The 24854-nt window shown below is 64.9% G+C and carries 21 protein-coding genes; 3 read left to right on the top strand and 18 right to left on the bottom strand.

Annotated elements, in window-relative coordinates:
• Positions 1–44 precede the first annotated feature (44 nt).
• The 8 genes from FQ746_RS27315 to FQ746_RS27350 all read right to left on the bottom strand — a co-directional run bounded on the left by FQ746_RS27315 (position 45) and on the right by FQ746_RS27350 (position 8148).
• Complete coding sequence (locus FQ746_RS27315) at positions 45–788, bottom strand: SDR family oxidoreductase (protein ID WP_144112909.1); 744 nt, start codon at positions 786–788, stop codon at positions 45–47.
• A 36-nt stretch (positions 789–824) separates the two neighbouring features.
• Positions 825–1667 carry an amidohydrolase family protein gene (locus tag FQ746_RS27320; RefSeq protein ID WP_144112910.1) on the bottom strand — a complete coding sequence of 281 codons (843 nt, stop codon included), beginning with the start codon at positions 1665–1667 and terminating at the stop codon, positions 825–827.
• A 1-nt stretch (position 1668) separates the two neighbouring features.
• Positions 1669–2712 carry an aldo/keto reductase gene (locus FQ746_RS27325; protein ID WP_144112911.1) on the bottom strand — a complete coding sequence of 348 codons (1044 nt, stop codon included), beginning with the start codon at positions 2710–2712 and terminating at the stop codon, positions 1669–1671.
• Between the two features lie 86 nt (positions 2713–2798).
• On the bottom strand, positions 2799–4112 hold the full coding sequence (locus FQ746_RS27330; RefSeq protein ID WP_144112912.1) for a UxaA family hydrolase: 1314 nt from the start codon (positions 4110–4112) through the stop codon (positions 2799–2801).
• Between the two features lie 42 nt (positions 4113–4154).
• Positions 4155–4466: a UxaA family hydrolase gene (locus FQ746_RS27335; protein ID WP_144112913.1), complete on the bottom strand. Its 312-nt coding sequence runs from the start codon at positions 4464–4466 to the stop codon at positions 4155–4157.
• Between the two features lie 40 nt (positions 4467–4506).
• On the bottom strand, positions 4507–5577 hold the full coding sequence (locus FQ746_RS27340) for an ABC transporter permease (protein ID WP_144112914.1): 1071 nt from the start codon (positions 5575–5577) through the stop codon (positions 4507–4509).
• A complete protein-coding gene (locus FQ746_RS27345) occupies positions 5567–7096 on the bottom strand; it encodes a sugar ABC transporter ATP-binding protein (protein WP_144112915.1) in 1530 nt (509 codons plus the stop codon). Before FQ746_RS27345 ends, FQ746_RS27340 begins: the two co-directional genes overlap by 11 nt.
• On the bottom strand, positions 7093–8148 hold the full coding sequence (locus tag FQ746_RS27350) for a sugar ABC transporter substrate-binding protein (RefSeq protein ID WP_144112916.1): 1056 nt from the start codon (positions 8146–8148) through the stop codon (positions 7093–7095). Before FQ746_RS27350 ends, FQ746_RS27345 begins: the two co-directional genes overlap by 4 nt.
• A gap of 301 nt (positions 8149–8449) precedes the next feature.
• Here FQ746_RS27350 and FQ746_RS27355 point away from each other — a divergent pair, with 301 nt between their 5' ends.
• Together FQ746_RS27355 and FQ746_RS27360 are read left to right on the top strand one after the other, a co-directional pair.
• The gene (locus FQ746_RS27355; protein ID WP_144112917.1) at positions 8450–9253 is read left to right on the top strand and encodes an IclR family transcriptional regulator; all 804 of its coding nucleotides are present in this window, start codon (positions 8450–8452) and stop codon (positions 9251–9253) included.
• Positions 9254–9378: 125 nt separating this feature from the next.
• Positions 9379–9924 carry a hypothetical protein gene (locus tag FQ746_RS27360; protein ID WP_144112918.1) on the top strand — a complete coding sequence of 182 codons (546 nt, stop codon included), beginning with the start codon at positions 9379–9381 and terminating at the stop codon, positions 9922–9924.
• 73 nt (positions 9925–9997) lie between these two features.
• Here the strand turns inward: FQ746_RS27360 and FQ746_RS27365 are convergent, their stop codons facing one another.
• A complete protein-coding gene (locus tag FQ746_RS27365) occupies positions 9998–12373 on the bottom strand; it encodes a GNAT family N-acetyltransferase (RefSeq protein ID WP_144112919.1) in 2376 nt (791 codons plus the stop codon).
• A gap of 228 nt (positions 12374–12601) precedes the next feature.
• Between FQ746_RS27365 and FQ746_RS27370 the strand changes: the two genes are divergently transcribed.
• Positions 12602–13585: a fimbrial protein gene (locus tag FQ746_RS27370; RefSeq protein ID WP_144112920.1), complete on the top strand. Its 984-nt coding sequence runs from the start codon at positions 12602–12604 to the stop codon at positions 13583–13585.
• 27 nt (positions 13586–13612) lie between these two features.
• Here FQ746_RS27370 and FQ746_RS27375 read toward each other — a convergent pair whose 3' ends face one another.
• The 9 genes from FQ746_RS27375 to FQ746_RS27415 all read right to left on the bottom strand — a co-directional run bounded on the left by FQ746_RS27375 (position 13613) and on the right by FQ746_RS27415 (position 24851).
• Positions 13613–15214: a peptide chain release factor 3 gene (locus FQ746_RS27375; RefSeq protein ID WP_144112921.1), complete on the bottom strand. Its 1602-nt coding sequence runs from the start codon at positions 15212–15214 to the stop codon at positions 13613–13615.
• 263 nt (positions 15215–15477) lie between these two features.
• Positions 15478–18138 carry a fimbria/pilus outer membrane usher protein gene (locus FQ746_RS27380; RefSeq protein ID WP_144112922.1) on the bottom strand — a complete coding sequence of 887 codons (2661 nt, stop codon included), beginning with the start codon at positions 18136–18138 and terminating at the stop codon, positions 15478–15480.
• A 267-nt stretch (positions 18139–18405) separates the two neighbouring features.
• On the bottom strand, positions 18406–19161 hold the full coding sequence (locus FQ746_RS27385; protein WP_144112923.1) for a fimbria/pilus periplasmic chaperone: 756 nt from the start codon (positions 19159–19161) through the stop codon (positions 18406–18408).
• A gap of 75 nt (positions 19162–19236) precedes the next feature.
• On the bottom strand, positions 19237–19803 hold the full coding sequence (locus tag FQ746_RS27390) for a fimbrial protein (protein ID WP_144112924.1): 567 nt from the start codon (positions 19801–19803) through the stop codon (positions 19237–19239).
• 698 nt (positions 19804–20501) lie between these two features.
• On the bottom strand, positions 20502–20813 hold the full coding sequence (locus FQ746_RS27395; protein ID WP_144112925.1) for an H-NS family nucleoid-associated regulatory protein: 312 nt from the start codon (positions 20811–20813) through the stop codon (positions 20502–20504).
• Between the two features lie 128 nt (positions 20814–20941).
• The gene (locus FQ746_RS27400; RefSeq protein ID WP_144112926.1) at positions 20942–22141 is read right to left on the bottom strand and encodes a serine hydrolase domain-containing protein; all 1200 of its coding nucleotides are present in this window, start codon (positions 22139–22141) and stop codon (positions 20942–20944) included.
• A 171-nt stretch (positions 22142–22312) separates the two neighbouring features.
• Positions 22313–22516, bottom strand: coding sequence for a hypothetical protein (locus FQ746_RS27405; RefSeq protein WP_144112927.1), 204 nt, complete (start codon positions 22514–22516; stop codon positions 22313–22315).
• Positions 22517–22983: 467 nt separating this feature from the next.
• Positions 22984–23280, bottom strand: a complete 297-nt coding sequence (locus FQ746_RS27410; protein ID WP_144112928.1) for a hypothetical protein — start codon at positions 23278–23280, stop codon at positions 22984–22986.
• A gap of 74 nt (positions 23281–23354) precedes the next feature.
• Complete coding sequence (locus FQ746_RS27415; RefSeq protein ID WP_144112929.1) at positions 23355–24851, bottom strand: sigma-54 interaction domain-containing protein; 1497 nt, start codon at positions 24849–24851, stop codon at positions 23355–23357.
• Positions 24852–24854 lie beyond the last annotated feature (3 nt).

Below are 24854 nucleotides of genomic sequence, written 5' to 3' on the forward strand. Positions count from 1 at the left end.
GCACTTTCCTCTACGGTCAATAGTGTTCGTGTGAGTGTCGGGAATCAGTTCGACCAGCCGCCGTCGATCACGTGCGCGTGACCCGTGGTGAACGACGACTCGTCCGACGCGAGATATAGCGCCAGCGCGGCGATTTCCTGCGGCTTGCCGATGCGTCCCATCGGCTGACGCGCGACGAAGGCGGCCTGCACGGCGTCGAGTGTCGCGCCTTGCGCCTTTGCCTGATCGACGATGCGCTGTTCGAGCGACGGCGATGACACCGTGCCCGGGCAAATCGCGTTACAGCGTACACCACGCGTGATGAAGTCCGCCGCCACGGCCTTGGTCAAACCGATCACGGCCGCCTTCGACGCGCCGTAAGCAAAGCGGTTCGGCACGCCCTTCACGCTCGACGCCGCCGACGACATGTTGATGATCGAGCCGCCGCCCTTCTCGAGCATGCCAGGCAGGAACGCGCGAATGGTCCGGAACATCGCCTTCGCATTCAGGTTGAACGCGAAGTCCCAGTCTTCTTCGCTGCACTCCAGAATCGAACCGGCATGCACGAAGCCCGCACAATTGAACAACACATCGACCGGGCCGACTTCCGCGGCCAGCGCCTTGACCGCCGCATCGTCGAGCACGTCGAGCTTGCGCGCGTCGACCGGCTTGCCGGCCAGACCGTCGATGCGGATATCGGTGGCGATCACGCGCGCGCCTTCGCTGGCGAACAGTTCTGCAGTGGCGAGACCGATGCCTTGTCCCGCCGCGGTAATCAGGGCCGTTTTGCCGGCCAGTCTTTGTGTCATCTACGGCTCCAGTTGATTGGGCTTCAAAGTCGATGCTTAAAGTCGATAGAAACTAGCGGCATTGCCGCCGAAAACGGCATTTCGCCCGGCCTCGGTCAAAGAGGCAAGCAGGCGATGCGCCGTCGCATGCCATTGCTGATAATCGCCGTTCAGATCGAGCACGGGCCAGTCGCTGCCCCACATCAGGCGCGCGGGACCGAAGCTCTGCAACAGATGATCGGCGTAGGGCTGCAGGGTTGCGTCGGTCCAACCCGGCGCGGCTTCGGTGGCGAGGCCGGACAGCTTGCAATAGACCCGCGGCAGCGCGGCGAGCCGCGTGATGCCATCCGCCCAGGCCTGCCAGCCGGCGCCGCCACTGCCGCTACGAATCGGCGGCTTCGCCCCATGATCGATCACGATGCGCAACGCCGGAAACCGCGCCGCGAACGTTTCGATCGCGTCGACATGGCGCGTGAAGATCAACGCGTCGAAGGCCAGATCGTGCGCGATCAGCGCATCGATGGCGGGTGCCAGATCCGGGTTGGCGATCCACGCGTCGTCGGGCAGATCCTGCAACATCGGCCGCACGCCCTTGAACTTGGGCTCACGCGCCAGCGCGTCGATCAGCGCGGGCGCCGTGGGCAACAGCAAAGGCACCCAGCCGACCACGCCCGCGATCGACGGTTCGTCGCGCGCCATGTCCAGCAGATAGCGCGTTTCTTCGAGCGTCGGCGCGGCCTGCACCACCACCGTCCGCGCAATCCCGGCGCGCTCGCGCAGCGGCGCGAGATCGGCCGGACCGCGTGGCCGGTACAGCGCCGTCAGTTCCGGCGTGAGCCAGTCGTAATCGCCGCGCGCGGGGTCCCAGTAATGCTGATGAGCATCGATCGTCGGCGTCACGTCAAGACTCCGGCACGGGCGCGCGGCGGTCGAGCAGACCTTCGTCGCGCAACGCGGACCACAACGCGGCGGGAATCGGCCGCGAGAACGACCCGACGTTCCCGCGCACTTCGTCGGCACTGCGTGCGCCGGTCAAAACCGTGGACACCGCCGGATGCGCATACGGAAACTGCAACGCGGCGGCAGTGAGCGGCACGTCGTACGACGCGCACACCGCTTCGAGCCGCGCGACGCGCTCGACCACTTCGCGAGGCGCCGTCCCGTAGTTGAATTTCAGATCGCCGCCGACGCCCCGCGCGAGAATGCCCGAGTTGAACGCACCGCCGAGCAGAATGCCGACGCCGCGCTTTTCGCAGGCGGGCAGCAGGTCGCCGAGCGTCGCCTGTTCCAGCAGCGTGTAGCGGCCGGCCAGCAGCGCGCAATCCAGATCGAATTCGGCCATCGCATCGAGAATCACGGCGCCTTCGTTGACGCCGAGGCCAACCGCCTTGATCGCGCCACTCGAGCGCAGGCCGTCCAACGCGCGGAACCCGCCGCCTTCAGTCAATTGCCGCCAGTAATGCGGATGCCGGTCGCCGTGCGTGACGCGGCCGATGTCGTGCACCAGCAGAATATCGATATCGACGATGCCCAGACGCTGCTGGCTGTCTTCGAACGAGCGCAGGATGCCGTCGTGCGTGTAGTCGTAGATCGCCTCGAACGGCAACGGATTCTGCCAGCCGTCGTTCGGATCGTAAGGCGTGACGCGCGGCACGAAGCGACGCCCCACTTTGGTGGACAGCACGTAATCGCCACGCGGATAAGCGCGCAGCGCATCGCCCAGTCGGTGTTCCGCTTTGGTGTTGCCGTAATGCGGCGCGGTGTCGAAGTAACGCACGCCGGCGTCCCACGCGGCGGCCACGGTGGCATGCGCTTCGGCATCCGACAGATCGCGGTACAGGCCGCCGAGCGGCGCCGTGCCGAGCCCCAGGCCGCTCACCTTCAGCGCCCCGCGGCCGATGCCGCGACGCTGCGCGATCTTCGAGTCGATGATCGTTGCCGTCATTGAGCGCGTCTCCTTTTTGGGTAGTGTTTTAGCACAAGCGGACGCGTTACTGCGCGATCGAATAACGTTCGATGCGCAAGCGCCCTTCAATGCGGCTCGATGGCGACCACACGATGCGCTGGTGCGGCACCCGCCGGCAAGCAGGCCGGCCCGACCGGTTCGAAAGTCTTGTAAGTCAGAATGAATTCCTGATGCCCGAGCGTCTCGGACTTCGACGGCGCGCCCAGCGACACCGCCACGGTCTGCTCGAACACCTCGCGGCCGACTTCGTCGAGCGTGCCGCGGCCTTCGAGGATCCGGCCGGCATCCACGTCCATGTCGCCGGCGAGATTGCGATACGTCGCGGGATTCGCGCACACCTTGATGACCGGCGAGATCGCCGAGCCGACCACCGAGCCGCGTCCGGTCGTGAACAGGATCACATGCGCGCCGCACGCAATCAGTTCGCCGATCTCGGCGTTGTCGCTGATGTTCGGAAAGCCGAAGCGCGGCTCGCCGTCCGGCACTACGTCGAGCAGATACAGCCCGCCAGTCGGCGGAATATCGCCAGGCTTGATGATGCCGACGATCGGCGACGCACCGCTTTTCGCATACGCGCCGAGCGACTTTTCTTCCTGCGTGGTGAGCCCGCCATCCGCATTGCCGACCGCGAAACTGCCGTGGCCGAGAATCGAGTAATAGCGGGCCGCCTTCGCCACGCACGCGACGATTTCATCGCCGAGTTCGGGTCGCGCCGCGCGAGTTTTCATATGAAACTCGCAGCCCACCAGCTCACCGGTTTCTTCGAAGATGCACGAGGCGCCCGCGTCGATCAGGTGATCGAACGCACGCCCGACAGCCGGGTTCGCGGTGATGCCGCTGGTGCCGTCCGAGCCGCCGCAAATCGTGCCGACCACCAGTTCGCTCAGCGCCATCGGCACCTTGCGTTGCGTCGCGAGTTGTGCGCGCGCGCCGCGAATCCAGTCGACGCCGTATTGAATCGTGCTGCGCGTCCCGCCTTTTTCCTGAATGGTCAGCACTTCGACCGGGCGGCCGCTGGCGCGCACCGCGTCGACCAGATAGTGCTTGTTCATGCTCTCGCAACCGAGCGATACGAACAGCACCGCCCCCACGTTTGGATGCGTAGTCAGGCGTTCGAGCATCGTCTCCGCGTAGCTGTTCGGATAGCAGCCGGGAAAGCCGATCAGATGCACGGGCGGCTCGCGTTCGGCCAACGGATCGTCGAACGCGTCGAGCGGCTCGCGGAACTGCGTGACGATCTCGCGCGCCACGTGATGCGCGCACTCGACCAGATACGCGACGGCCACCACGTTGCGAATGCCCTTGCGGCCATCGCTACGCAAATAGCCCTGCAGCATGGGCTGCTGCGCGTCGGCGGATATTACGGAGATGTCGGTCATGATCGTTCCAGCGCGGCCAGCGGCCACGTCATCGTGTAGACGTCAGTGGTGCACGAACTCGTGCCCCGAGTCGTGCGTATAAGTCGGCAGGTAGTCGCTCGCGAGGTTGTGCGTATGCAGATGCGCACCGCGCGCGACCGCCTCCGTCACATGTCCGATCACTGCGCCGTAGCGCAGCACCTTGTCGTCCTGCGCGAGGTCGCGACGCGCCACCTTGTGGCCGAGTTCGATGGTCTTGCCGAGCGTCAGCCGCTCGCCTTCGATGTCGAGCGTCGTCCCCGCTTCGAGACGCGCGCCGGCGATCAGGCAGTTGTCGTCCGGGCTCAGCAGGATCAGACGCGAGTCGGTATTCATGGGGCGGGCGGTCAAAAGCGTTCTCCGTCGATGAGGGACATCAGTTCTGGCCTTCGCCGCTGGCAAGACGCGCCACCATCAGCGAGCCGAGAATGATCGCGCCGTAGATTGCCTGAATCCAGAACGAGGGCACCTGCGCGAGCGTCAGCAGGTTCTGCACGACGCCGAGCAGCAGCACGCCGGACAGTGCGCCGAGCATCGTGCCCTTGCCGCCGTCCAGCGAAATTCCGCCGATCACCGCCGCCGCGAACACCGTGAAGATCATCCCGTTGCCCTGATTCGCGTTGATCGCGCCGACATAGCCGGTCACGATCAGGCCGCCCACTGCCGCGAGCATGCTGCCGAGCACGAATACGCCCCACGTAATGCGCTCGACGCGAATGCCGGCGGCACGCGCCGCTTCCGGATTGCCGCCGATCGCGTACAACGCGCGGCCCAACCGGTGATAGCGCAACACGAAGGCGGCAATCGCGAACGCCGCCGCCGCGAGCCACACCGACAACGGCAAGCCCAGCACGATGGTGGTGGCGAGCGAGAAGAACGACGGCGGCATGTCGAACAGCGTGCCGCCCTTGGTCGCCCCCACCAGCATGCCGCGCAGCACGATCAGCATGGCCAGCGTGACGATGAACGCGTTCAGCCGCAAACGCACCACCAGGAAGCCGTTGATAAAGCCGATCACCGCGCCCACCGCGAGAATCGCAAGCAGACCGGCGGCCGCCGGCCACTGCGTGCCGAATCCCGCGGATGCCGCCGGCATCACCAGCATGGCGCCGACGGCCGGCGCGATGCCGACGGTGGATTCCAGCGAGAGATCGAACTTGCCCGTCAACACGATCAGCGATTCGGCGAGCACGACCAGCGCCAACGCGGCGGACGCGCCGAGCACGCTGATGAGATTGGCCCGCGTCAGGAAGCTCGGACTCACGAACGCGCCGATGATGATCAGCAGAATCAGCGCGGGCACAAGAGCGAGTTCGCGCAGGCGTGCGAGTTCGGATCGCGCGCGTTTGCCGCGTTTGCCCTGTGGCGTCGGAGCCACCGGCTGCGGCGGCGTGGCGCCCGTGGGCGCGTTGCCGAATGCTGCGGCGCTGGGCGCACTATTCTTCATGGAGACTGACTCCTTCAACGGATGCGATGAGATCGTGGTCCTGCCAGCCGGCAGGGAATTCGGCTACGACACGACCGCGGAACATGACCAGCACGCGGTCACAGGTGCGTAGATCGTCGAGTTCGCCGGATACCACGAGCACGGCCTTGCCGTCTTCGCGTACCCGGTCCACGACGGACAGCAACGCCTCTTTCGATTTCACGTCGACACCCGCGGTGGGATCGATCAGCACGAGCACCTTGGGATTGGTCGCGAGCGCGCGCGCCATGACGACCTTCTGCTGATTGCCGCCCGACAGACCCGACACGACATGTTCGGGACCTTGCGCGACGATGCCGAGCGCGTCGATCATCTTCTGGCCGAACGCGTTCTTCTTCGCGGGCGGCGCAATGCCGAATTTGCCGAGCAGACGCGCAATCGTCATCGACGCGTTTTCCGCGACCGATTGCGACAGCACCAGGCCTTCGTGATGGCGGTCTTTCGGCACGCAGCCAATGCCATGCGCGAGCGCGGCCGGCACGTCGCCGCGCGGCAGCGTCGCACCGTCCACGCGGATCGTGCCGCTTTTTGCGGCGCGCAATCCGGCGATGGCTTCGGCCACGCTGGTGCGCCCGCTGCTGGTCGCACCGGTCAGGCCGACGACTTCGCCGCGCCGCAGTGCGAACGACACCCCTTCGTAATCCGTGCCGACGAGATCGTCGACTTGCAGCGCTACCGGCGTATCCGCCGGCAATGCGTCGCGCGCGGCGGCGTCCGCTACGGCGAGGCCGCCGCGTTCGCCGGTCATCGCTTCAATCAGCTGCTCGCGCGGCAAACTCGACACCGGCGCGCTGACGATATGCCGCGCATCGCGCAACACCGTCACCGCCTGGCAGATCTCGTAGACCTCCTGCAGATGATGCGAGATGAACAGAAACGTCACGCCTTCGCGCTGCAATTCGGTGATACGGCGAAACAGCCGCTTGATCTCGTCGCCGTCGAGTTGCGCCGTGGGTTCGTCGAGAATGATGAAGCGCGCACCATACGACAGCGCCCGCGCAATCTCCACGAGTTGCCGCGCTTCCACGCTGAGGTCGCCGGCGCGCGCATCTTCGCGCACGTCGATTTTCCAGTGGTCGAGCAACGCGCGCGCGTCGCGCCGCATCGCTGTCCAGTCGATCATGCCGCCACGCGACGGCTGCCGGTTGATGAACAGATTTTCCGCGACGCTCAGGTCGCGAATGATGGTCGAGTGCTGATACACGCACGCGACGCGTTCGCGCCACGCGTCGCGATCGGCGATGGACGGCGCGAGCGTGCCGTTGAAACGCACCTCGCCGGTATCGGGCTTGCGCAGCCCCGTGAGAATCGACACGAGCGTGGATTTGCCCGCCCCGTTGCGCCCGACCAGCGCATGCGACTCGCCGGGCAACACGCGCAAGCTCACTTCGTGCAACGCGGCCGTCGAGCCGAAGCGTTTGGTGACGGCCATCGCTTCGACGACCGACGGCATGGGCGCAAGGGGCAAAGGCGCGTTCATTTGACGGTGTTGCCCCACAAAGCCTTGTCGTCGACGTTCGCCTTCGTCACGAGCGGCGCGGGCAACTGGTCTTCGAGCACACCCGGCGAGAGCTGGATGATGTTGCTGCCGTGATCGGTCGGACCCGGCTTGAAGGTTTGTCCCGCCAACGCGGCCTTGATATAGAACAGGCCGTATTTCGCGTAGGAATCGGCGGGCTGCGAAATCGTCGCGTCGATATCGCCGCGGCGAATCGCTTCGAATTCCTGTGGAATGCCGTCGTTGCTGACGATAACCACATGCTTCGCATCGCCGGCCGGGAACAGCATCTGTTTGCGGCGCAAGGTCTGCAGCGTGGGCGACAGGTAGACGCCGCCGGCCTGCATGTAGATACCTTTGACGTCGGGGTTCGCGGTCAGCAGGCTGTCGAGCGCAGTGGCCGCGACGTCGCCCTTCCAGGCCGCCGGGATTTCCAGCACGGACAAGCCCGGGAAACCCTTCATGCACGAACGGAATGCTTCGGAGCGGTCACGGCCGTTCACCGAAGCCAGGTCGCCCATGATCTGCACGACCTTGCCCGACTTCACGTGTTCGCCGATGTACTTGCAGGCTTTCTCGCCGTACGCATGATTGTCGGCGCGCACGACCATCGCGACTTTGCCTTGCGTCGGCGCGACGTCCACGGCGACGACCGGGACGTTCTTCGCCGCTGCCGCATCGAGCGCACGGCTGATCGCCGCCGAATCCAGCGGCCCGACCACGATGCCCTTGGCGCCGAGGTTCAGCAGGTTGTTCATGTCGGTGATCTGCTGGACGGGATCGCCGTTCGAATTGACCGGCGCGAGAATATCGAGGCCCATGTCCTTCGCGTATTTCGGCAGGTAGTTGTTGTACGACTGCCAGAACGGCGAAGTGAGCAGCGGCAGATCGAGGCCGATCTTGCCTGCGTCGGCGGCTTGCGCATGGCCGCTCAGCGCGATGGCGCCCACACAGGTCGCGGCGGCGACGGCAAATAGCGAACGGCGGAACGAACTGATACGACGAGCCTTTTGCGGCCCTTTCCTGAACGACATGGTTGTCTCCTGCTTATGCGTTGTTGAACTGCGTGAGCCCGTTATAGGAATCGGGCACTGCGTCCTGCGCTTTCTTGTCGTGTATTGCGGTGACTGCGGATGCTGGGGTGCTCTAAAAATATTGGTGTAAGCTCATTCACCAATGAACGTATTATTCATATACGGACTTTTCGAAGTCAAGCGAAGTGCACTGCACAAGCGTCCGTGTTTTCCCTGGACGAGCTAAATCGCCTGAGGTAAATGCCTCGATCCGAGACTCACGCACCAGATAATGAGAACAACACACCGACACGCACTCGCCATGGACGCAGACGACAAGGACGACGCCGACCGCTATCGCGCGCCGGCACTCGACAAGGGACTCGACATTCTCGAGTTGCTCGCCGAGCAAAAGGAAGGACTCACACGGGCCGAAATCACCAAGCTGCTGGGACGCAACGCGAGCGAGATGTATCGCATGCTCGAACGTCTGGTCGCGCGGCAATATGTCGTGCGTTCGGCGGCCGGCGATCGTTACTCGTTGAGCCTCAAGCTGTACGCGCTGGCGCATCGTCATCCGCCGATGAACCGCCTGATCTCCGAAGCCTTGCCGATCATGCAGCGTTTCGCCGATACCGCCGAGCAATCGTGTCACCTGGCCGTGTACGACCGCGGCAATCTGCTCGTCATCGCGCAAGTGGACGGCCCCGGCACCTGGGGCATGTCGGTGCGGCTAGGCTCGCGGGTCGGTCTGATCGATACGGGTTCGGGGCGCGTGATCCTGGCGTTTCAGAGCGCCGAACAGCGCGAGCAGATGTTCACCGAACATACGAAAGTGAAAGGCGAAGTGACGATCGACCGCGAAGCACTCGATCGCGCGTGCGAGCAGATTCGCACGGCGGGTTTTTCGCAGAAAGACAGCCAGCAGACCTTCGGCGTCACCGACGTCACGTTCCCGATTCTCGGCCCGTCGGGCCAGGCGATCGCCGCGCTGACCTGCCCGTATCTGCGACGTATCGACGAGTACGTCGCGCCCACGCTGGAAGCGGCGACGGCGCTCCTGCGCGAGACCGTCGAAGCGCTGTCGATGTATCGCGAGATGCCGGCGGAGCCTGCCGCGCAATGAGAGCGAGCGCCCGCGGTAGAGCGCTGCGGCGACGAAACCCGGGCGTGCGCGCACATGGTTTAGAATGGCGGCCCTTTCAAAAACCACGCCGCCTGGTTCACCCCATGCGCGCCCATCGATAAGCCATGGCGAAACTTCTGACCGATTCCGAATTCCAGCGTTTTTCCGAACTCCAGCAGAAGCAGTCGAGCTTCACGATCACGCCCGAAGAAGCCGACGAACTGCGCGACATCGTCGCTCACGCGCAGAAGCGCCGCGACGACCGCGCGGCCGCAATGCAAAGCATCGAAACCTTCATCGCGCAATTCGACATCGGCCCGGACGAGCTGTTTTCCGCCGAGCAGATCGGCGACGCGGCGCGCACGTTCGGCCTGATTCCGGCCGCGAAGAAAGAGCGCGTGCTGCCGCCGCAATTCACCTACAACGGCAAGCCGTATCAATGGACCGCGCGTGCGTTGCCGGACGATATCCGCGTGCCGCTGTTCGACGCGTTCAAGGGCGGCGAGTCGGTGAAGACGTTCATTGCCACGCCGAAGGACGCGAACCGTTGCGCGGCGACCATCGCGCGTCTGGAACGCGAGACCGGCGCGGTGTACGCCGACGCGTGGCTGGAAGAGCTGGCCCTGACGCGCACGCAGGTCGACGAGGCGGCGGCGAAGCTGGCGGCTTAAAGAGAACCTGTGTGATTTCGTGCGAGGCCCACGCTGGCCTCGCCAGCCTTGCAAAAAGAAGCGGCGCCGCTCACTACTTTCCAATGGCCCGCGCTTCGTCCAGCGCCATTCTGAATCCCACCACGCTACGGTCCTCCGTCGGCGTCACGGTGAAACCGGTCGATCGCGCCAGTGCGATCATCGGGCCGTTTTCGCGCAACGCCTCGCCCACCAGCCAGTGAATGCCGCGCACCCGCGCGTATTTGACGATGCGGTCCATCAATAGCTGCCCGAGCTTGCGACCTTTCTGATCCGAGCGCACCGCCACCGCGAACTCCGCGGTCTCGTTGTCCGGATCCGCCACCGCGCGCACCACGCCCAGCGTGCGCGTAAAGCCTTCGTCGCTCGTGACCGTGGCGATCAGCGCCATCTCGCGGTCATAGTCGATCTGCGTCATGCGCGCCAGTTGCGAATGGTCGAAGCTCCCCACCGCCCCGAAGAAGCGCAGACGCAGATCGTCGGGCGTCATCGCTTCGACGAAATCGTGATGCGCCGCTTCGTCTTCCGGACGGATCGGCCGCACGGTCACGCGCAGGCCTTGCCAGTCGAGCGTCTCCTCGAAGCGTCGCGGATACGGCACGATCGCGAGCCGGCTGCGCGTCGCCGCGAGGCTCAGCGTCGGCGCCAGAATCGCGACGCGCTCCTCGAACACCCGCATGGTCAGATCGAGACCGACGATCTCCTTCACGTCGCACACCGCGTGCGACAGCGACGTGAGCGCGGCGAGCACCGGTTCCGGTTGGACACGCCGCGCATACGGCGAACGCGTCACGATGTCGCGCGCGAGGATCGGATTGAGCGGCGGCAGCCCGTACACGCGCAACGGTTCGGAGACGCCATCCGCCGACGGCGCGGTGAAGCGGAACACCGGGCCGAAGTTGTCGTCGTCGTGCAACTCGACCGCGATATCGACGATTCCATCGGGCGGCGAATCCCCGCCGGGCGCGATAACGGCCAGCCCGAAACTCTCGAGGAACCGTATTGCCGCCGTGCCGGTCAGCAGGCGCTCACCTTCGGCGAGAACCGCCCGCGCCTGCGCTTGCGCTGCGTCGATCGCCGCCGGAATGCGCGCGGGCAGACCCTCCGGCGTCTGCATCAGCAACTCGCGCCCGAGCCGGTAATCCACCAGCCGCGCGAACGCGCGCGCAAGCCGCTGCGGCGTGGTGTGAACCGGAATCCCTTGTGCGTGGAGCGCGTCGCGCGTCGCCGCATCCACGCCGCCGAAGAAACACGCCAGCAAGCCGCGATACGCAAAGCGTTGATTCGCGATCAACGCCTGGGCGACCTCGTCGACCGGCGCGCTATGCGTCGAGGCATGGACCACGAAGGCCGTGCCGGTGCTGCGATGGTCGGCGAGCAGTTCGAGCGCCAGGCCGAAGTGCTCGGGCCGGGCGTCGTCGCCGAGTTGCAGCGGGTTGCCCGGCACCGCGTGCGGCAGCGCTTCGGCGAGCGCGGCCGCGGCCTCGGCAGGCCACGGCGCGAGCGTGTCGCCGGCGCCAGCGAAGGCGTCGCAGGCGAGCGTCGCGAGACCACGATCGCTGGTAATCAACGTCGCCGTCGCGCCCGCGGCGACCCTGCCGACTCCGAGCGTTTCGATTTCGTCGAGCAGATCGTCTAGCGCATCCACGCGCACCATGCCCGCGCGCCGGAACGCGGCGGTGTAGAGCGCGTCGGCAGGATCGGCGCGACCCGAGCGCAGCGCCAGCACCGGCTTGTTGCGAGCGGCCGCGCGCGCCGCGGACATGAATTTGCGGGCCGCCCGCACGGTGTCGAGTTCGAGCAGAATCGCGCGCGTGCCCGGGTCGCTCGCGAGATAGTCGAGCACGTCGCCGGCATCCACATCGGCTTCACCGCCCAGCGCGATGGCATGCGAAAACCCGAGGCCGCGCGCGTGCGCCCAGCCGAGCACGGCGTTGGTCAGCGCATTCGACTGCGAAACCCAGGCAACCCCGCCCGCCTGCACCGTGCACGACGGCGCGCCGAGATGCGCGCGCAGCGCCGGCGACACCACGCCGAGACTGCCCGGCCCGACGATACGCAGCAGATGCGGCCGCGCCGCCGACAGCGCATGCCGCACGTGCAGGCGGTCGGCTTCGCTGCGCGCCTCGCCGACGATGATCGCCGCGCGCGTGCCGAGTCCGCCGAGTTTGTGAACGATGCCGGGCCAGCTATCGGGTGGCGTGCAGATGACGGCGACGCTCGGCGCTTCGGGCAGATCGCCCGCATCGCGGATCACGGCATGGCCGCCGAGCGTCGCGTATTTGGGATTGACCGGCCACAGCGGGCCGCCGAAGCCGCCTTCGAGCAGGCGCGCCCACACCATCGCGCCGGTGCTGCCCGGCCGTTCGGAAGCGCCGATCACGGCGACGGATTTCGGTCGGAACAGGGCATCGAGGTTGCGAACGGTCACGGGAACTCCGGCGGAACGGGACGAGGTGAACGCGCGGAACAGCGGGCGCGGGTTTCCGTGAGGATAGGCCGAATGCGAGAAGCACGGTGACCCTGTAAATCGGAGTGGTCCGATATTCGGCGGGAGCGAAGCCGGTCATTCTCTGCAAGGCGCCAAGGCGCGCCAGCCAGGCTGGTGAGCCGCAACGGCCCACCGCGACCGAACCTGCCTTCTCCCAGGGAGTCGTCGTTGAATCAACCGACAGATAGCATTGCAGTTCACTGGTACGGTGTCATAGCGATGCTCGGCATGACAGCCGGCATCCCCTCCGCGCAGGCGGATTGCACCTGGCTCAACGGGCAATCCACCCACGACTACACGTTTGCCCTTCGCTCGATGACCGTTCCGCTCGGCGCCACGGTCGGCACGATCCTTTACTCGCCGCCCACGCAGGCACCCATTCCGCCCTCCACCTCCTACGCCACCTGTAGCTCGGGCGGCACGGTGAACCGCAGCGTCACCGGCGGCGAACAGGTGTCGAGCAATCCCTATACGTTCGCGACCAACGTACCGGGCATCGGTATGCGCTTCTACGACTCGACCAACGGCGCGAACTTTCGCTACTGGGGAGCAGGCAACGGCGAAACGTGGAACGGCGAATGGGGTTGGGGGTCCGCGGGCGTCGCCGCATTGGGCGTTCAGGTGGTCGTGACGGGACCGGTGAGTGCCGGCACCATCGACGGCTCGCTAGTCGCCACCATGAGGCTGGGCAACCTGACGATCGCAAACTTGCGCGTCACCACGGCCAACGTGGTCATTGCGACCTGCCAGATCGACGCGGTGCCGACGGTCCAGATGCCTCGAATCACGGCGAAAGATCTGGCGACGGTGGGCGCTTCGGCGGGAAAGACGGCGTTCACGATCAGGCTGAACAACTGTCCGGCGGGCATGAAGTCCATCACCTACCAGCTCGATGCGCCGGCAGGCGTGATCAACGCAACCAATGGGACGTTCCTGGCAAGCGACGGATCGACGTCGAAAGGCGTGGGTTTCGCGTTGAAGAATCAGGCCGGCGCGGCGTTCGCGCTCGGCAAGGCGACCAAGCTGACCGCCTACAACGCCACCACCGGCGGCAACTATCCGCTTCAGTTCAGCGTTCTGTACTACCGCTCCGGCGCCATCACGCTCGGTACGGTGAACGGCTCGCTGACCTACACGATGACTTACCAGTAACGGCCGCCTCGCGCAGGTTCTCCTCGCTCACATCGTCTTCTTGAACGGCGCGCCCGAATGCTCGCGCAATTCGTTGAATACGATCTTCGGCCAGGCCTTCTGCGCGACCTCGATCTCCGACACGTGCGAAGCCAGATAGGTCGGCGCATCGGACGCATCGAGCGCGATCCGCGCGGCGTACGAATCCGTGAAACGACGTAGCTCCGCCGGATCGCTACAGGTCACCCAGCGCGACATGCGATACCGCGCCGGCGCCATCCGCACGTCGACCTTGTATTCCGTCGACAGCCGGTGCGACACCACTTCGAACTGCAGTTGCCCGACCGCGCCCAGAATCGTCAGGCCGCCCACTTCCGGCCGGAACACCTGAATCGCGCCTTCCTCGCCGAGTTGCCTGAGCGCCTCACCGAGTTGTTTGGCGCGCATCGGATCGACCACTTCGACGGTCTGGAAAATTTCCGGCGCGAAGAACGGCAGACCGACGAACTGCAACTGCTCGCCTTCGGTCAGCGTATCGCCGAGACTCAGCGTGCCGTGATTCGGAATACCGATGATGTCGCCGGGATACGCCTCGCTCACCGTTTCGCGGCGCTGCGACAGGAACGTCACCACGTTGTTCGCACGGAAGGTCTTGTTGGTGCGCGTCACCTTCACGGCCATACCGCGCTCGAAATGCCCCGAACACACGCGGATGAACGCCACGCGGTCACGGTGCGCCAGGTCCATGTTCGCCTGCACCTTGAACACGACGCCGGTGAACTTCGGCTCGTCGGGCATGACCGGGCGCTGCACGGTCATGCGCATCGACGGCGGCGGCGCCAGGTCGACCAGCGCGTCGAGAATTTCCTTCACGCCGAAGTTGTTGATGGCCGAGCCGAACAGCACCGGCGATTGCTGACCGGCGAGAAACTGCTCGCGGTCGAAGTCGGGCGACGCACCGGTAATCAGATCGATCTCTTCCTTCGCCTTCACCCAGCTTTGACCGAAGCGGCGAATGCCTTCTTCGTCGTCGGGCGCGTGCAAGGTTTCGACCTCGCCGCCCGCTTTATCCTGTCCCGCGCGGAACAGTCGAACCTGGTCGCGCTGGATGTCGTACACACCCTGGAATTCCTTGCCCATGCCGATCGGCCACGTAAACGGCACCGCGGCCACGCCCAGATTCTGTTCGATCTCGTCGAGCAATTCGAGCGGCTCGCGCACTTCGCGGTCGAGCTTGTTGATGAACGTGACGATCGGCGTCTTGCGACTGCGGCAGACTTCGAGCAGCTTGAGCGTTTGCGCTTCGACACCGTTCGCGCCGTCGATCACCATGACCGCCGCGTCGACCGCGGTCAGCACGCGATAGGTATCTTCGGAGAAGTCCTCATGGCCCGGCGTGTCGAGCAGATTGATGACGGCGTCGCCGTACTCGAACTGCATGACCGAACTGGCCACCGAAATGCCGCGTTGCTTTTCGATCTCCATCCAGTCGGACGTCGCGTAGCGATTGCTCTTGCGGCCCTTCACGGTCCCGGCAATCTGGATCGCGCCCGAAAACAGCAGCAGCTTTTCGGTGAGCGTGGTCTTACCCGCGTCCGGGTGGGAAATAACCGCAAAAGTGCGGCGGCGTTTGAGTTCGGAGACTGACATCGGGCTGGCGGTCACGGATAGGGGTTCGGGCGGTGCGCGGCCGCTTGAGCGGCGCGACCGACGGGCGGCCTGTATGACGAGGCGAATCGACCGTGTCTGAACCGGGTCACGAACAAGCGTTCGACAAGACGGAAATTACCGGCGCTGAACAGCGCAGGGAACGAATGATACACGTCATGCGGAAGGCCGGAGCGAAATGCGACGCCGCTCCGCAGGCGGCGGCAGGCGCTTGGGAGCACGACTCACCACCGCGGCCGCCCGTGCTACTGGACCGACTGCGCCGACGCCACGCCGCGCGAGTGCTCCGCGACCGTCTGACGGACCATGCCGTGCACGCAATGGCCTTCCAGCAGTTGATACGCCACCGTGCCGTGCGCCGTCGGCTTCGGCAGCACGTAATCGATCCGGCACTCGTCCGCCGCGGCCGGACCCCAGCGCACGAAGAGCGACCCTTCGTCCGCCAGTCCGCGCGCGAAAATCCGGCTGTCCTGCGCCACCACGCCCACGGTCCGGTCCTGGCCGTCGAGCACGTCCGCGCCGAACGGCAGGGCCTTGTCGCCGGGTTGCGGCGCGCGGATCAGCGCCGCGTGTCCGCTGACCGTCCTGTATCTGAGCATCACCACCGAGCCGAGCCGCGGCACCGCCTGCTCGGACGTCGATTCGAACTCGACATCCGTCGAACTGCCTTTCGGATCGAGATCGACGGTATTGATGCCATAGGGCGTGAGATACGGCACGACCGCATAACCGCGACTGTCGAGCCTCACGCCCGGCGAACTGCTCACGGCCGCACCGGCCGCGCCGGGCGCCTCGACGATCGCGAAGGTATCGCCGACGGTCTGCGACAGCGTCACGCCGCCCGGATGCGCCACCACGGTTCCGCTGATCGCCGCCGATACCTGGCTGACGCCCGCCCCGACGCTCGCCGACGTCGACAACTGCGCATACGGCGCGCGCCAGGCGCCGCTCGCACCGGCATTGCCGCCGTCGCGGCCGTTGCCCGTGCCGTACGTCCCGTACGCGTTGTACGAAACCTGGCTGCTCTCGCCGAGCGTGCCGCTCAGATTGGCCTGCAGATTCGTATAGCCGCGCGACGTCGACAGGTTGGTCGACAGCAAGGGCGCGTGCTGGACGTGTCCGAGCGGCAGCGTCGTGCTGACCATGAACTGATTGGACATCGAGCCGTCCGCGTTGCGCGTGCGGCCGGCGCTCAGACTGTAGGTGCCGAACCGGAAGCCGTTCGTATAGCCCGCCTGATAGAACGAGTCGCTACCGCTGCGATTCCAGTATTGCTGGGCCGACGCGCTGACGAACACCGTGCCGTACCCGCCGAACGACTGGTTGACCGTCATCTGGAAACGGTTGCGCTGACGGTAGAGCGAGTCGGTGTCGCGGCCGCGCATGGCCAGATCGCGCACCGACGCGGCGTCGGACAGATTCAGATAACCGGCGGTCGAATAGCGGTACGCCGCGACCGCGATGTTGGTGTTGGTCGGATCGATGAATTTGGAGTAGCCGACCCGCAGGCTGGTGCCGCGCTGCGTGCCCTGGTTCGGCACCTGGGTCTGCGAGCCGGTCACGTCGGCGGAAAACGCGCCGATCGTCGTGTTCAGGGCGGCGCCGAGATTCGCCGTCACGTAGCCGTTCGCGAGCGCCGCGCCGCCGTAAGCCGTCACCAGGTTCGTGAGGCCGCGTTGCAGCGTGAATTGCGCGAAGTTCGGCTGACTGTCGAGCCCGGCGTTGCGCAACTGGCCGCCGGTCGCGGAGAACCGCGTCGTGCCCGGCCGCAGCGACTGGACCACCGCCGCGTACGGCACGGTGAAGCTCGTGGTGCGGCCATCCGCCTCGGTGACGACGACATCGAGGTTGCCGCCGTAGCCCGTCGCATACAGGTCGTCGATTTCGAACGGACCGGGCGACACGCTGGTCTCATAGATCACCTGGCCGTTCTGCCGCACCTGGACCCGCGCATTCGATTCGGCCGTGCCGCGCACGACCGGTGCGTAGCCGCGCAGCGATTCGGGCAGCATGCGGTCGTCGGTGGCGATCTGCGCGCCGCGAAACTGCACGCTGTCGAACACGTCGCCGGTCGTGTAACCGTCGCCAAGCGTCAGCTGCGATTTGAGCGCGACGAGGTCGTGTTGCACGTAGGTCGCGAGATTGTCGAACTGCGCGCTATACCCGCTTCTCTGCGACAACGACGACTGATGCCGCAGATGCCAGCCGCCGATATTCAGGCCGGCATTCAGGCCGAGATAGTTCTGCGCCGACTGCGCGCCCTTGCCGACGGTGTAGTACGTGTTCGCGACGTAGCTGACGAAGCCGGCGTTCACGCCGCTTTGCCACATGTCGGGCGGCACGTAGCCGCGCGCCGTGCTGCGCAGGTATTTCTGCGGCACGCTTAGCTCCAGCTTCTGTTCCGCGAAATCGAATTCGACGCTCGATTCGGGCACGCTCGCCTGCAGGTCGATGCACGCCGAGGCCGGGTTTTTAGCCGTGGACGCGTCCTTGCCGGCGAGCGCGTCGAGCCGGGCGAAATCGACGCCGAGCGCTTCCAGCGTCTTGCGGTCGAAGCAGGGCTGCGCACTGCCCCCCTCGTGAGTCACGACGAAGGCGATGTCCTGATGGGCCACGCGAATGTCGTTGATCCAGATATCGACCGGATACATCCCGGGCTGGATGGCATTGCCGTGCGCGAAGCGGGACACGTCGACCGGCTGATGCGGGTCGTAATGGAGAAACGTCGTATCGAATTCGACGGCCGTGCCCGCGTCGTTGACCTCCGCTGCATGCGCCCGCACCGGGCAAACTCCGCCGGCGAGCGCGAAGCTCGTCAGCACCAGCGCGGCGACGGGGCTGAGTCCGGTCGAAGCCGGGGCAATGCCGGCTTTGGCGGGCAGCGAGGAGCGGCGTGAAGCGTTCATGATCCGATGTGTCCAATCCTTCCCAGCGGGCGAACAGGGACCCGAGCGTTGGCCGGGGCGCGCTCGCGGCGGGGCGAAACTGAGATTGAAATGGGCGGAGAACGCCGCCCTGCGACAGATCGGTGAGGCTTGCCGGCCCTGGCGGTGAGGTGCCGGGCGACGGGGTGGATGTGGGGCGGTTGTTGTCGGGGTGAGTATTTGGCTCAGCGGCCTTGTGGTTCAGCGGCCTGGTGGCTTAGCGGTTTGGTGGCTCAGCGGCCTTGTGGCTTAGTGGCCGAGCGCGGCGTCGCCGCTGATCGCGCCGCCGTAATCGCTGATCGCCGTGTAGTGGACCTTCGCATCCGACGCCACGCCGTTCATTGCGTCGATCGGCAAGCGGGTCGAAGCCCGCGGCGCCACCATGCCGCCGAGTTCGTTGTGATAAGTGCGCCCGCCGCTTTCGACCGCGACCTCGCTGAAAGACACGTAGTACGGCGTGGGGTTCGACACGCTCAACGCCCGTCCAGGGCCTCGGCCCGGGTCGTCGTCGGGTGTGTCGGTGAGACGCCAGGTCAATTGCGCGGGCGCCTCCTCGGGTTTGCCGGGTAACGAGGCCGGCCGCGCGAACACCTTGATGCGGGTTCGGTAAGCCAGTTGCAGCGAGTTGCTGGCGGCGTCGGCCTGCTTCGGCGGAATATCCAGCACGTTGAGCCAGTAGACCGATTCACGGTCCGTTGGCAGCGCCTCGCCGCTATACATGATGCGCAAGGTCTGCGCTTTCTTCGGATCCATCCGGAAAATGGGCGGCGTAATGACGAACGGGACCTTGGCGTCGCCGGGTTTGGCCTCGGCGTCGCCGTCGTCGATCCAGACCTGCACCAGCGACGGCGTATGACTGTCGTTGTCCAGTTTCACGGTGACTTCGCGCTGATCGAGCGGATACACCACGCGCGTTCCGCCTATCGTCACGCTCGCCACGGCCGAGGCCGTCAAGCAACACGCGGCGAAGGCGAGTCCTGACTTCGTCGATTGAAACCACTTCATGGTCTGCTCCCAGGCACGATCCGCAAATGCTGATTGGAAAAAGGCGTTCGCCCGAACGAACGCCCGATGCGCCGGTTACTGGTATTGCATCGTGTATTGCACCGACGTACTCAGTGCCCCCGCGGCCGCCTTGCCGGTCGCGTAGTACTGCGCGAAGTACTGCAAGGCGGCGCTACCGGAGGTGATGGCCGCGCCGTTCGTGGCGATGTCGTTGTTCGCGCCAGTGGTGATGTTGATGGGTTGCATCGACGCGTTCAGCAGGCGGACTTCGACGTTCGTCGCCGCGCCCGTCGCCGACTGATTTTTCAGATAGCCATTGGTCTGGTCGACGGTCGAGCCGTTTTCGAAGCGGGCTACGGCTTTGGTCGCTGTGCCCGTGCAACCGGTGAGATTGAAGGTCAGGTCGGTCGGATTCGAAGTGCCCGCGACCGCGCCCTGGGTCGCCAGACTGCTGGCGGATACCGTCGGCAGCACGACGGATTTGTCCGCCGCCGAACCGGTGGCCGTGCCGTTGATCGAGCACGTTGTGTCGGTAATCGTGCCGGTGATGGTGATGGTGCCGTCCGCCGCGTGAGCGCCGATCGCGACCACACACAGAAGACTGCAGACGACGATTCGGGACGCGCTGAAAATGGCTTTCATATGGGATGTCCGATTAGTTTTTAGGAACTGACCGACCCGCTGTGCATCGCGACGTTTCAACGGTTCGTGTCAGAAAAGACAGCCTGTACGACGGACTGTCGGCCGCCTCTGGAGACGGCGTAGGACGCATCCTATATTTGGGCATCCTGACGGTCGTTAGGACAAATCCTATTTACTTGGACGATTCCAAGGGGTCTCTCGGACGTTGCCAAACCCGTGGCGACGGGTGTTCGCGGGATCGATGCCGACTTTCCGTCAACGCGTTAGGACAATTCGACGCGGTGTTCGAGTCGAAGGCAAAGGTGAGGGTTTCCGGGACCCGACACGGTCCCAGTGCGGATAGCGCAAAACGGGACGCGCGGACCGGCATGGTGAAGAACCGTTCAGCACGAGGATGACGCTGGCTGAACCCATTGGCCGGTATGCGAACGCGGCGTGGCAACGATACTTCGCATCGCCTGGGAAGGCCCGCCAGCAGGGGCTAACGAGAGTTTTGAGGAAAGCGGCGCCAGGTGGCCGCGAAGAAACGAAGCGTCGCGCACACCCTACTTCGCAAGGCAATACGTCTGGCGCCACGAAGAACGGCGCGCCACGTCGAGCGTGCCTGAATGCTCGCACCCGACACTCGGCGCCCCCTCGAAGGTGAGGGTTTTCAGGACCCGCCGAGCGGTGCGGGAAAGCCGCCCGGCGACTTCACTTCAGGCGTCGATCAGGAAGCGCTCGCGGTTCTTGCCCACCAGCCAGTTGGGCGAACGGCCGCGGCCGCTCCAGGTTTCACCGGTCTTCGGATTGCGATACTTCGCGACAGAAGAAGTCGAGCCCGAGGCCGCGCCGCTTTTACGAGGCGGTGCTCCGCTGCTCGAAAAACCCAGCTCTTCGGCGGTCAGATCGTATTCCGCGACTTTCTGCTTGATCTCGGCAATGGCTTCCGCGATTTCCTTCGCGCGCGCCGCCGCGACTTCCTTATGGAGTTTCTCGAGCTGGGCGGTTAACTGCTTGTAAGAGGCCATGCGAATGCTCCGGTCGATTTGACGGACTGTGTGCAGTGCGCACACTATCAGACGAAAAAAGTGTCGGATAGAGAAGGCCGGAAGCGGCTGCCCTTGAGCATTGCGGAGCCAGTTAGCGCCCCGCGCTTCTAGATGTCAATGGCGTCGTAGACCCGGCGTTCGAAGTCGACCGCCATCGGAAACGGTTCGAGCCCGCGCCGCTGGATCAGCATCAGGCCGATCATTTCTTCGACCGGATCGGCGAACCAGCTGGTGCCGAATGCGCCCGGCCAGCCGAACGAGCCCATCGAGCGATAGCCGAGCGGCAACTGCTGCGCCGGATCGTCGACCACCGACACACCCAGACCGAAACCCTGGCCCGCCCACAGGACGTGACCGAACGCCGGCACGCGGCGCTGATCGCGCGTCAGGAAGTTGGAGCGCATCAGATCGACCGAACGATGCGAGAGCAGACGCGTGTCGCCGACCCGTCCACGGCCGAGCAACAGTTGCGCGAACTGGAGATAGTCCTGCGCCGTCGACACCAGGCCTCCACCTCCGCTCTGGAACCGGTCGGTCCTGGACCAGCGGCTCGCCGACGGATGATCTTCGACCACCAGTCGCTGCGTACCCGGCTCGACGCCATAAGCCGTGGCAAGCCGGCCGAGCTGCGCGTCGGGAATGGAGAAAGCGGTGTCGCGCATACCGAGCGGTTCGAAAATGCGCGTGCGGAAAAAGTCGCCGAGCGGCATACCGGTGACACGCTCGATCAACACGCCCAGCACATCGGTCGCAATGCCGTAATGCCAGCGCGTTCCCGGCTGAAACATCAACGGCAACCCGGCGATGCGCGCGAGCCATGCGCTCCCGTCGCCGCGAGCGTCGATTCCGTTGAAGGCTTGTGCGTAAGCGTCGGCCATCGGGCCGCTCGCGGTGAAGTGGTAGGCAAACCCGGCCCGATGCGTAAGCAGATCGAGCACGGTGAGCGGCGCCTTAAGCGGATCGGTTTCGTCGAGCGGACCGCTCGGATCGCGCAACACGCGCAGCGCGCCGAGTTCAGGCAGCCAGAGAGAAACCGGCGTGTCGAGCGCGAGCCGATCTTCTTCGATCAGCATCAGGATCGCCGCGCTGGTTACCGGCTTGGTCATGGATGCGATGCGAAACAGCGTGTCGCGCTCCATTGGTAGCCCGGCTTCCTGGTCGCGCCAGCCGAGCGGCTCGAAATAGCCGATCTCGCCGCGCCGCCAGACCAGCGACACCACCCCCGCGACTTCACCCCGTTCAACATAGCCTTGCATGGCATGGGTCAACGCCGTGAGCCGCGCGGCGGCTAGTCCTGCTGGTTGCATGTCGGTCCTGGATCGGAGAGTAGGTTTCGGCCGTGAATGCCAACGCGGCAGGCGAAGCATGAGTAAAGCGGCACTGGCCGGTCGCCGTCATTCTCTCACTTGTGTGGAAATCAGTACCCGATCGCACTCACTCCTGCGCCACATGCCGCAACCTTGTCTCGCTACGAACCTTCAGGCTTTTTGCCCGCTTTCCAATACCGACAATGCCGCGTTCAACCGTTTGACACGGCTGGCTTGAGCCGGCATACGCACCGCGCCGGATACCGAGTCGATCCGGTTGCGCCAGTATGAAAGCGGAATTCTGTCCTGGCGGGAAATATGAGAGATAACGTGCTCGAGATGCAGAATGTCTTTTTCGAGTTGATGGTGATTCATTGTGTTTCCCCGTATTGCTTCTGAATAGTTTCAAGGCAATGCTATCAGCATAAAGTGTGCCGCGTGAACCGCGCGCATTTTCTTATTAGAAACGGCAATTATTTCTGTGTTATGCGGCGGCGCTGATAATCATCGGAAAACCTGCCCAACTGGATTCATTGCATGCTACGAGACGACGATACTGCCGCGTATCTTCGCGTTCCGTTAGGTTCCGCACGGAGTCAGCATAACGCGCCAGATTTTGGCCTAATCCGTAAAACGAAACTGTTAAAACTACACGGTCGATTAAGCCAAAATTGTTAAAGAGGTTTAAATGCCCTATTCCGGAATCAGCAAAATGCGAAGTCTAACAAAATTCAGCAATGCTTGCCGGATTTCGCGGTAATTAATAGCAAGAAAGGGAATTCCGTACCGGGTAAGCGATTCCGGATTTAAAACCGGCGGTCAGCAAGGTTGACCGCCCGGAGTTATTTTGCGCGGCAGGCGTAGATAAGGCTGAACGTACCGTTGTCGCGCGACTCGCGCACGGTGTCGTACGCGCCGCCACAACTGGCATTGGCCTGCTGCACGCACGAGTCGGAACCTACCGGGCACTGCACGAGTGTGGTCGCGCGGCCGTCCGACATGAACAACGGCGGGCTGCTGCTGCAGCCGCTCAGGGCGGCAATCGCGGCGATCGCGGCAATTGCGCCAATCGCGATATTTGCCGTCAGCGTCAGCGAAACGCTGGCCCTGCATGCGACGAAGAAGAGACTGTGTTTCATGGCAAACCCCGCTCACATCTTGTTTTTCGATGCCGCGATTGTGCCATGCAGTAATTACCCCGCGTCATTCGAAGTTACCGGTCGGTCTCCACCTCGATCCCGTACGCGGCAATCTTCTTGTAAAGCGTCGCGCGACCCATGCCGATGCGCGTCGCCGCTTCGCTGACCCGTCCGCCGCTTGCGCGCAGCGCGTCGGTGAGAAACCGCTTTTCGAACGCCGCCATGGCATCGGACCACGACGCGGCGGCGAACGCCTCGGGCGCCGCATTTTTCCCCGGCGCCGCCTCCCCCAGCGCCGGCGGCGCTGCCGGCCGGTTGCCGGCGCGTGTCGAACCCATCACCGGCGCCAGCAAACGTGCGTCGATCCGCTCGCTATCGGCCACCATCACGGCCCGCTCCAACGTATTGCGCAGTTCGCGCACATTGCCCGGCCAGTCGTACGCGCAAAGCAGGCGCAACGCGTCGTCGGCCAACTCGAAGTGAGCGCGCCCGCGCGTTTGGTTCGCCAGGTCTTCGAGCATGGCGTACGACAAGGCTTCGATGTCTGCGGTCCGCTCGCGCAAAGGCGGCGCGTGAAGAGTCAGCACGTTCAGCCGATAGAACAGGTCGGCGCGAAAACGTCCCGAGGCGACCAGCGCGGGCAAATCCAGCGACGTCGCTGCGATGATGCGCAAATCTACGCGGACGCTGCGGTTCGTGCCGGGCAGCTCGAACGCCTGATCCTGCAACACGCGCAGCAGCTTGCCCTGCAGGGGCAACGGCAACTCGCCGATCTCGTCGAGAAACAGCGTGCCGCCGTTCGCCAGCTCGAGCTTGCCGGCGCGACCTGGAGACTCGACACCCTGTGCCGCATCGGCCGGAGTATCAGGCGCGGCGCCGAACAATTCGACTTCGAGCGCCGCGGCGGGCGTCGCCGCGAGATGCACCGTCACGAGCGACTGGCTCGCCCGCGCCGACGCCCCGTGGATCGCCTGCGCGAGCAGCGCCTTGCCCGTGCCGGTTTCGCCGAGCAGCAGCACCGGCGCTTCGAGTAGCGCCGCGCGTCGCGCCTGGCGTTTGACTTCGAGGCTCGCCGGGCTGCTGCCGACGAAACTCGCGAACGTCGACTGGGACTGCCGCGCCTGGGCGAGCGACTGTCGCGTCGCGATCAACTCGGCCTGGACGCGCGAGTAATGGGAAAAAAGCGGCGTGAGCGCCTTCAGTTCGTCGAAGAGCGCGAAACCGACGGCGCCCACCGTCACGCCCGCGTCGTCTTTGAGCGGCAGGCGCGTCACGACCAGCGGTTCGCGATCCGTTTCGAGGATGTCGAGCAGAATCGGCTTGCCGGTGCTCACGACCTCGCGCATCAGGCTGTTCGGAATGACCGCTTCGCAATCGCGGCCGATCGCCTGCCCGGGATCGGCGAAACCGAAGCGCGCCGCGTACCGTTTGTTGATCCACACGACGCGCGCCTCGGCGTCGACGATAAACGTACCTTCGCTAAAGTTTTCGAAGGTGCGAAACAACGAGTCCATCGCCCGGCGCAGCACGTCGCCGTACGCGGCGGGCAAACCTGCCCAGTCGTTCATCATGGT

It is taken from the genome of Paraburkholderia sp. BCC1886, assembly GCF_900996245.1.
Lineage (GTDB): Bacteria > Pseudomonadota > Gammaproteobacteria > Burkholderiales > Burkholderiaceae > Paraburkholderia.

What these genes read in the sequence shown, in the direction of transcription:
- FQ746_RS27315 (WP_144112909.1), bottom strand. Translation starts at nt 788, where the DNA reads ATGACACAAAGACTGGCCGGCAAAACGGCCCTGATTACCGCGGCGGGA.
- FQ746_RS27325 (WP_144112911.1), bottom strand. Translation starts at nt 2,712, where the DNA reads ATGACGGCAACGATCATCGACTCGAAGATCGCGCAGCGTCGCGGCATC.
- FQ746_RS27330 (WP_144112912.1), bottom strand. Translation starts at nt 4,112, where the DNA reads ATGACCGACATCTCCGTAATATCCGCCGACGCGCAGCAGCCCATGCTG.
- FQ746_RS27335 (WP_144112913.1), bottom strand. Translation starts at nt 4,466, where the DNA reads ATGAATACCGACTCGCGTCTGATCCTGCTGAGCCCGGACGACAACTGC.
- FQ746_RS27340 (WP_144112914.1), bottom strand. Translation starts at nt 5,577, where the DNA reads ATGAAGAATAGTGCGCCCAGCGCCGCAGCATTCGGCAACGCGCCCACG.
- FQ746_RS27345 (WP_144112915.1), bottom strand. Translation starts at nt 7,096, where the DNA reads ATGAACGCGCCTTTGCCCCTTGCGCCCATGCCGTCGGTCGTCGAAGCG.
- FQ746_RS27350 (WP_144112916.1), bottom strand. Translation starts at nt 8,148, where the DNA reads ATGTCGTTCAGGAAAGGGCCGCAAAAGGCTCGTCGTATCAGTTCGTTC.
- FQ746_RS27355 (WP_144112917.1), top strand. Translation starts at nt 8,450, where the DNA reads ATGGACGCAGACGACAAGGACGACGCCGACCGCTATCGCGCGCCGGCA.
- FQ746_RS27360 (WP_144112918.1), top strand. Translation starts at nt 9,379, where the DNA reads ATGGCGAAACTTCTGACCGATTCCGAATTCCAGCGTTTTTCCGAACTC.
- FQ746_RS27375 (WP_144112921.1), bottom strand. Translation starts at nt 15,214, where the DNA reads ATGTCAGTCTCCGAACTCAAACGCCGCCGCACTTTTGCGGTTATTTCC.
- FQ746_RS27380 (WP_144112922.1), bottom strand. Translation starts at nt 18,138, where the DNA reads ATGAACGCTTCACGCCGCTCCTCGCTGCCCGCCAAAGCCGGCATTGCC.
- FQ746_RS27385 (WP_144112923.1), bottom strand. Translation starts at nt 19,161, where the DNA reads ATGAAGTGGTTTCAATCGACGAAGTCAGGACTCGCCTTCGCCGCGTGT.
- FQ746_RS27390 (WP_144112924.1), bottom strand. Translation starts at nt 19,803, where the DNA reads ATGAAAGCCATTTTCAGCGCGTCCCGAATCGTCGTCTGCAGTCTTCTG.
- FQ746_RS27395 (WP_144112925.1), bottom strand. Translation starts at nt 20,813, where the DNA reads ATGGCCTCTTACAAGCAGTTAACCGCCCAGCTCGAGAAACTCCATAAG.
- FQ746_RS27400 (WP_144112926.1), bottom strand. Translation starts at nt 22,141, where the DNA reads ATGCAACCAGCAGGACTAGCCGCCGCGCGGCTCACGGCGTTGACCCAT.
- FQ746_RS27405 (WP_144112927.1), bottom strand. Translation starts at nt 22,516, where the DNA reads ATGAATCACCATCAACTCGAAAAAGACATTCTGCATCTCGAGCACGTT.
- FQ746_RS27410 (WP_144112928.1), bottom strand. Translation starts at nt 23,280, where the DNA reads ATGAAACACAGTCTCTTCTTCGTCGCATGCAGGGCCAGCGTTTCGCTG.
- FQ746_RS27415 (WP_144112929.1), bottom strand. Translation starts at nt 24,851, where the DNA reads ATGATGAACGACTGGGCAGGTTTGCCCGCCGCGTACGGCGACGTGCTG.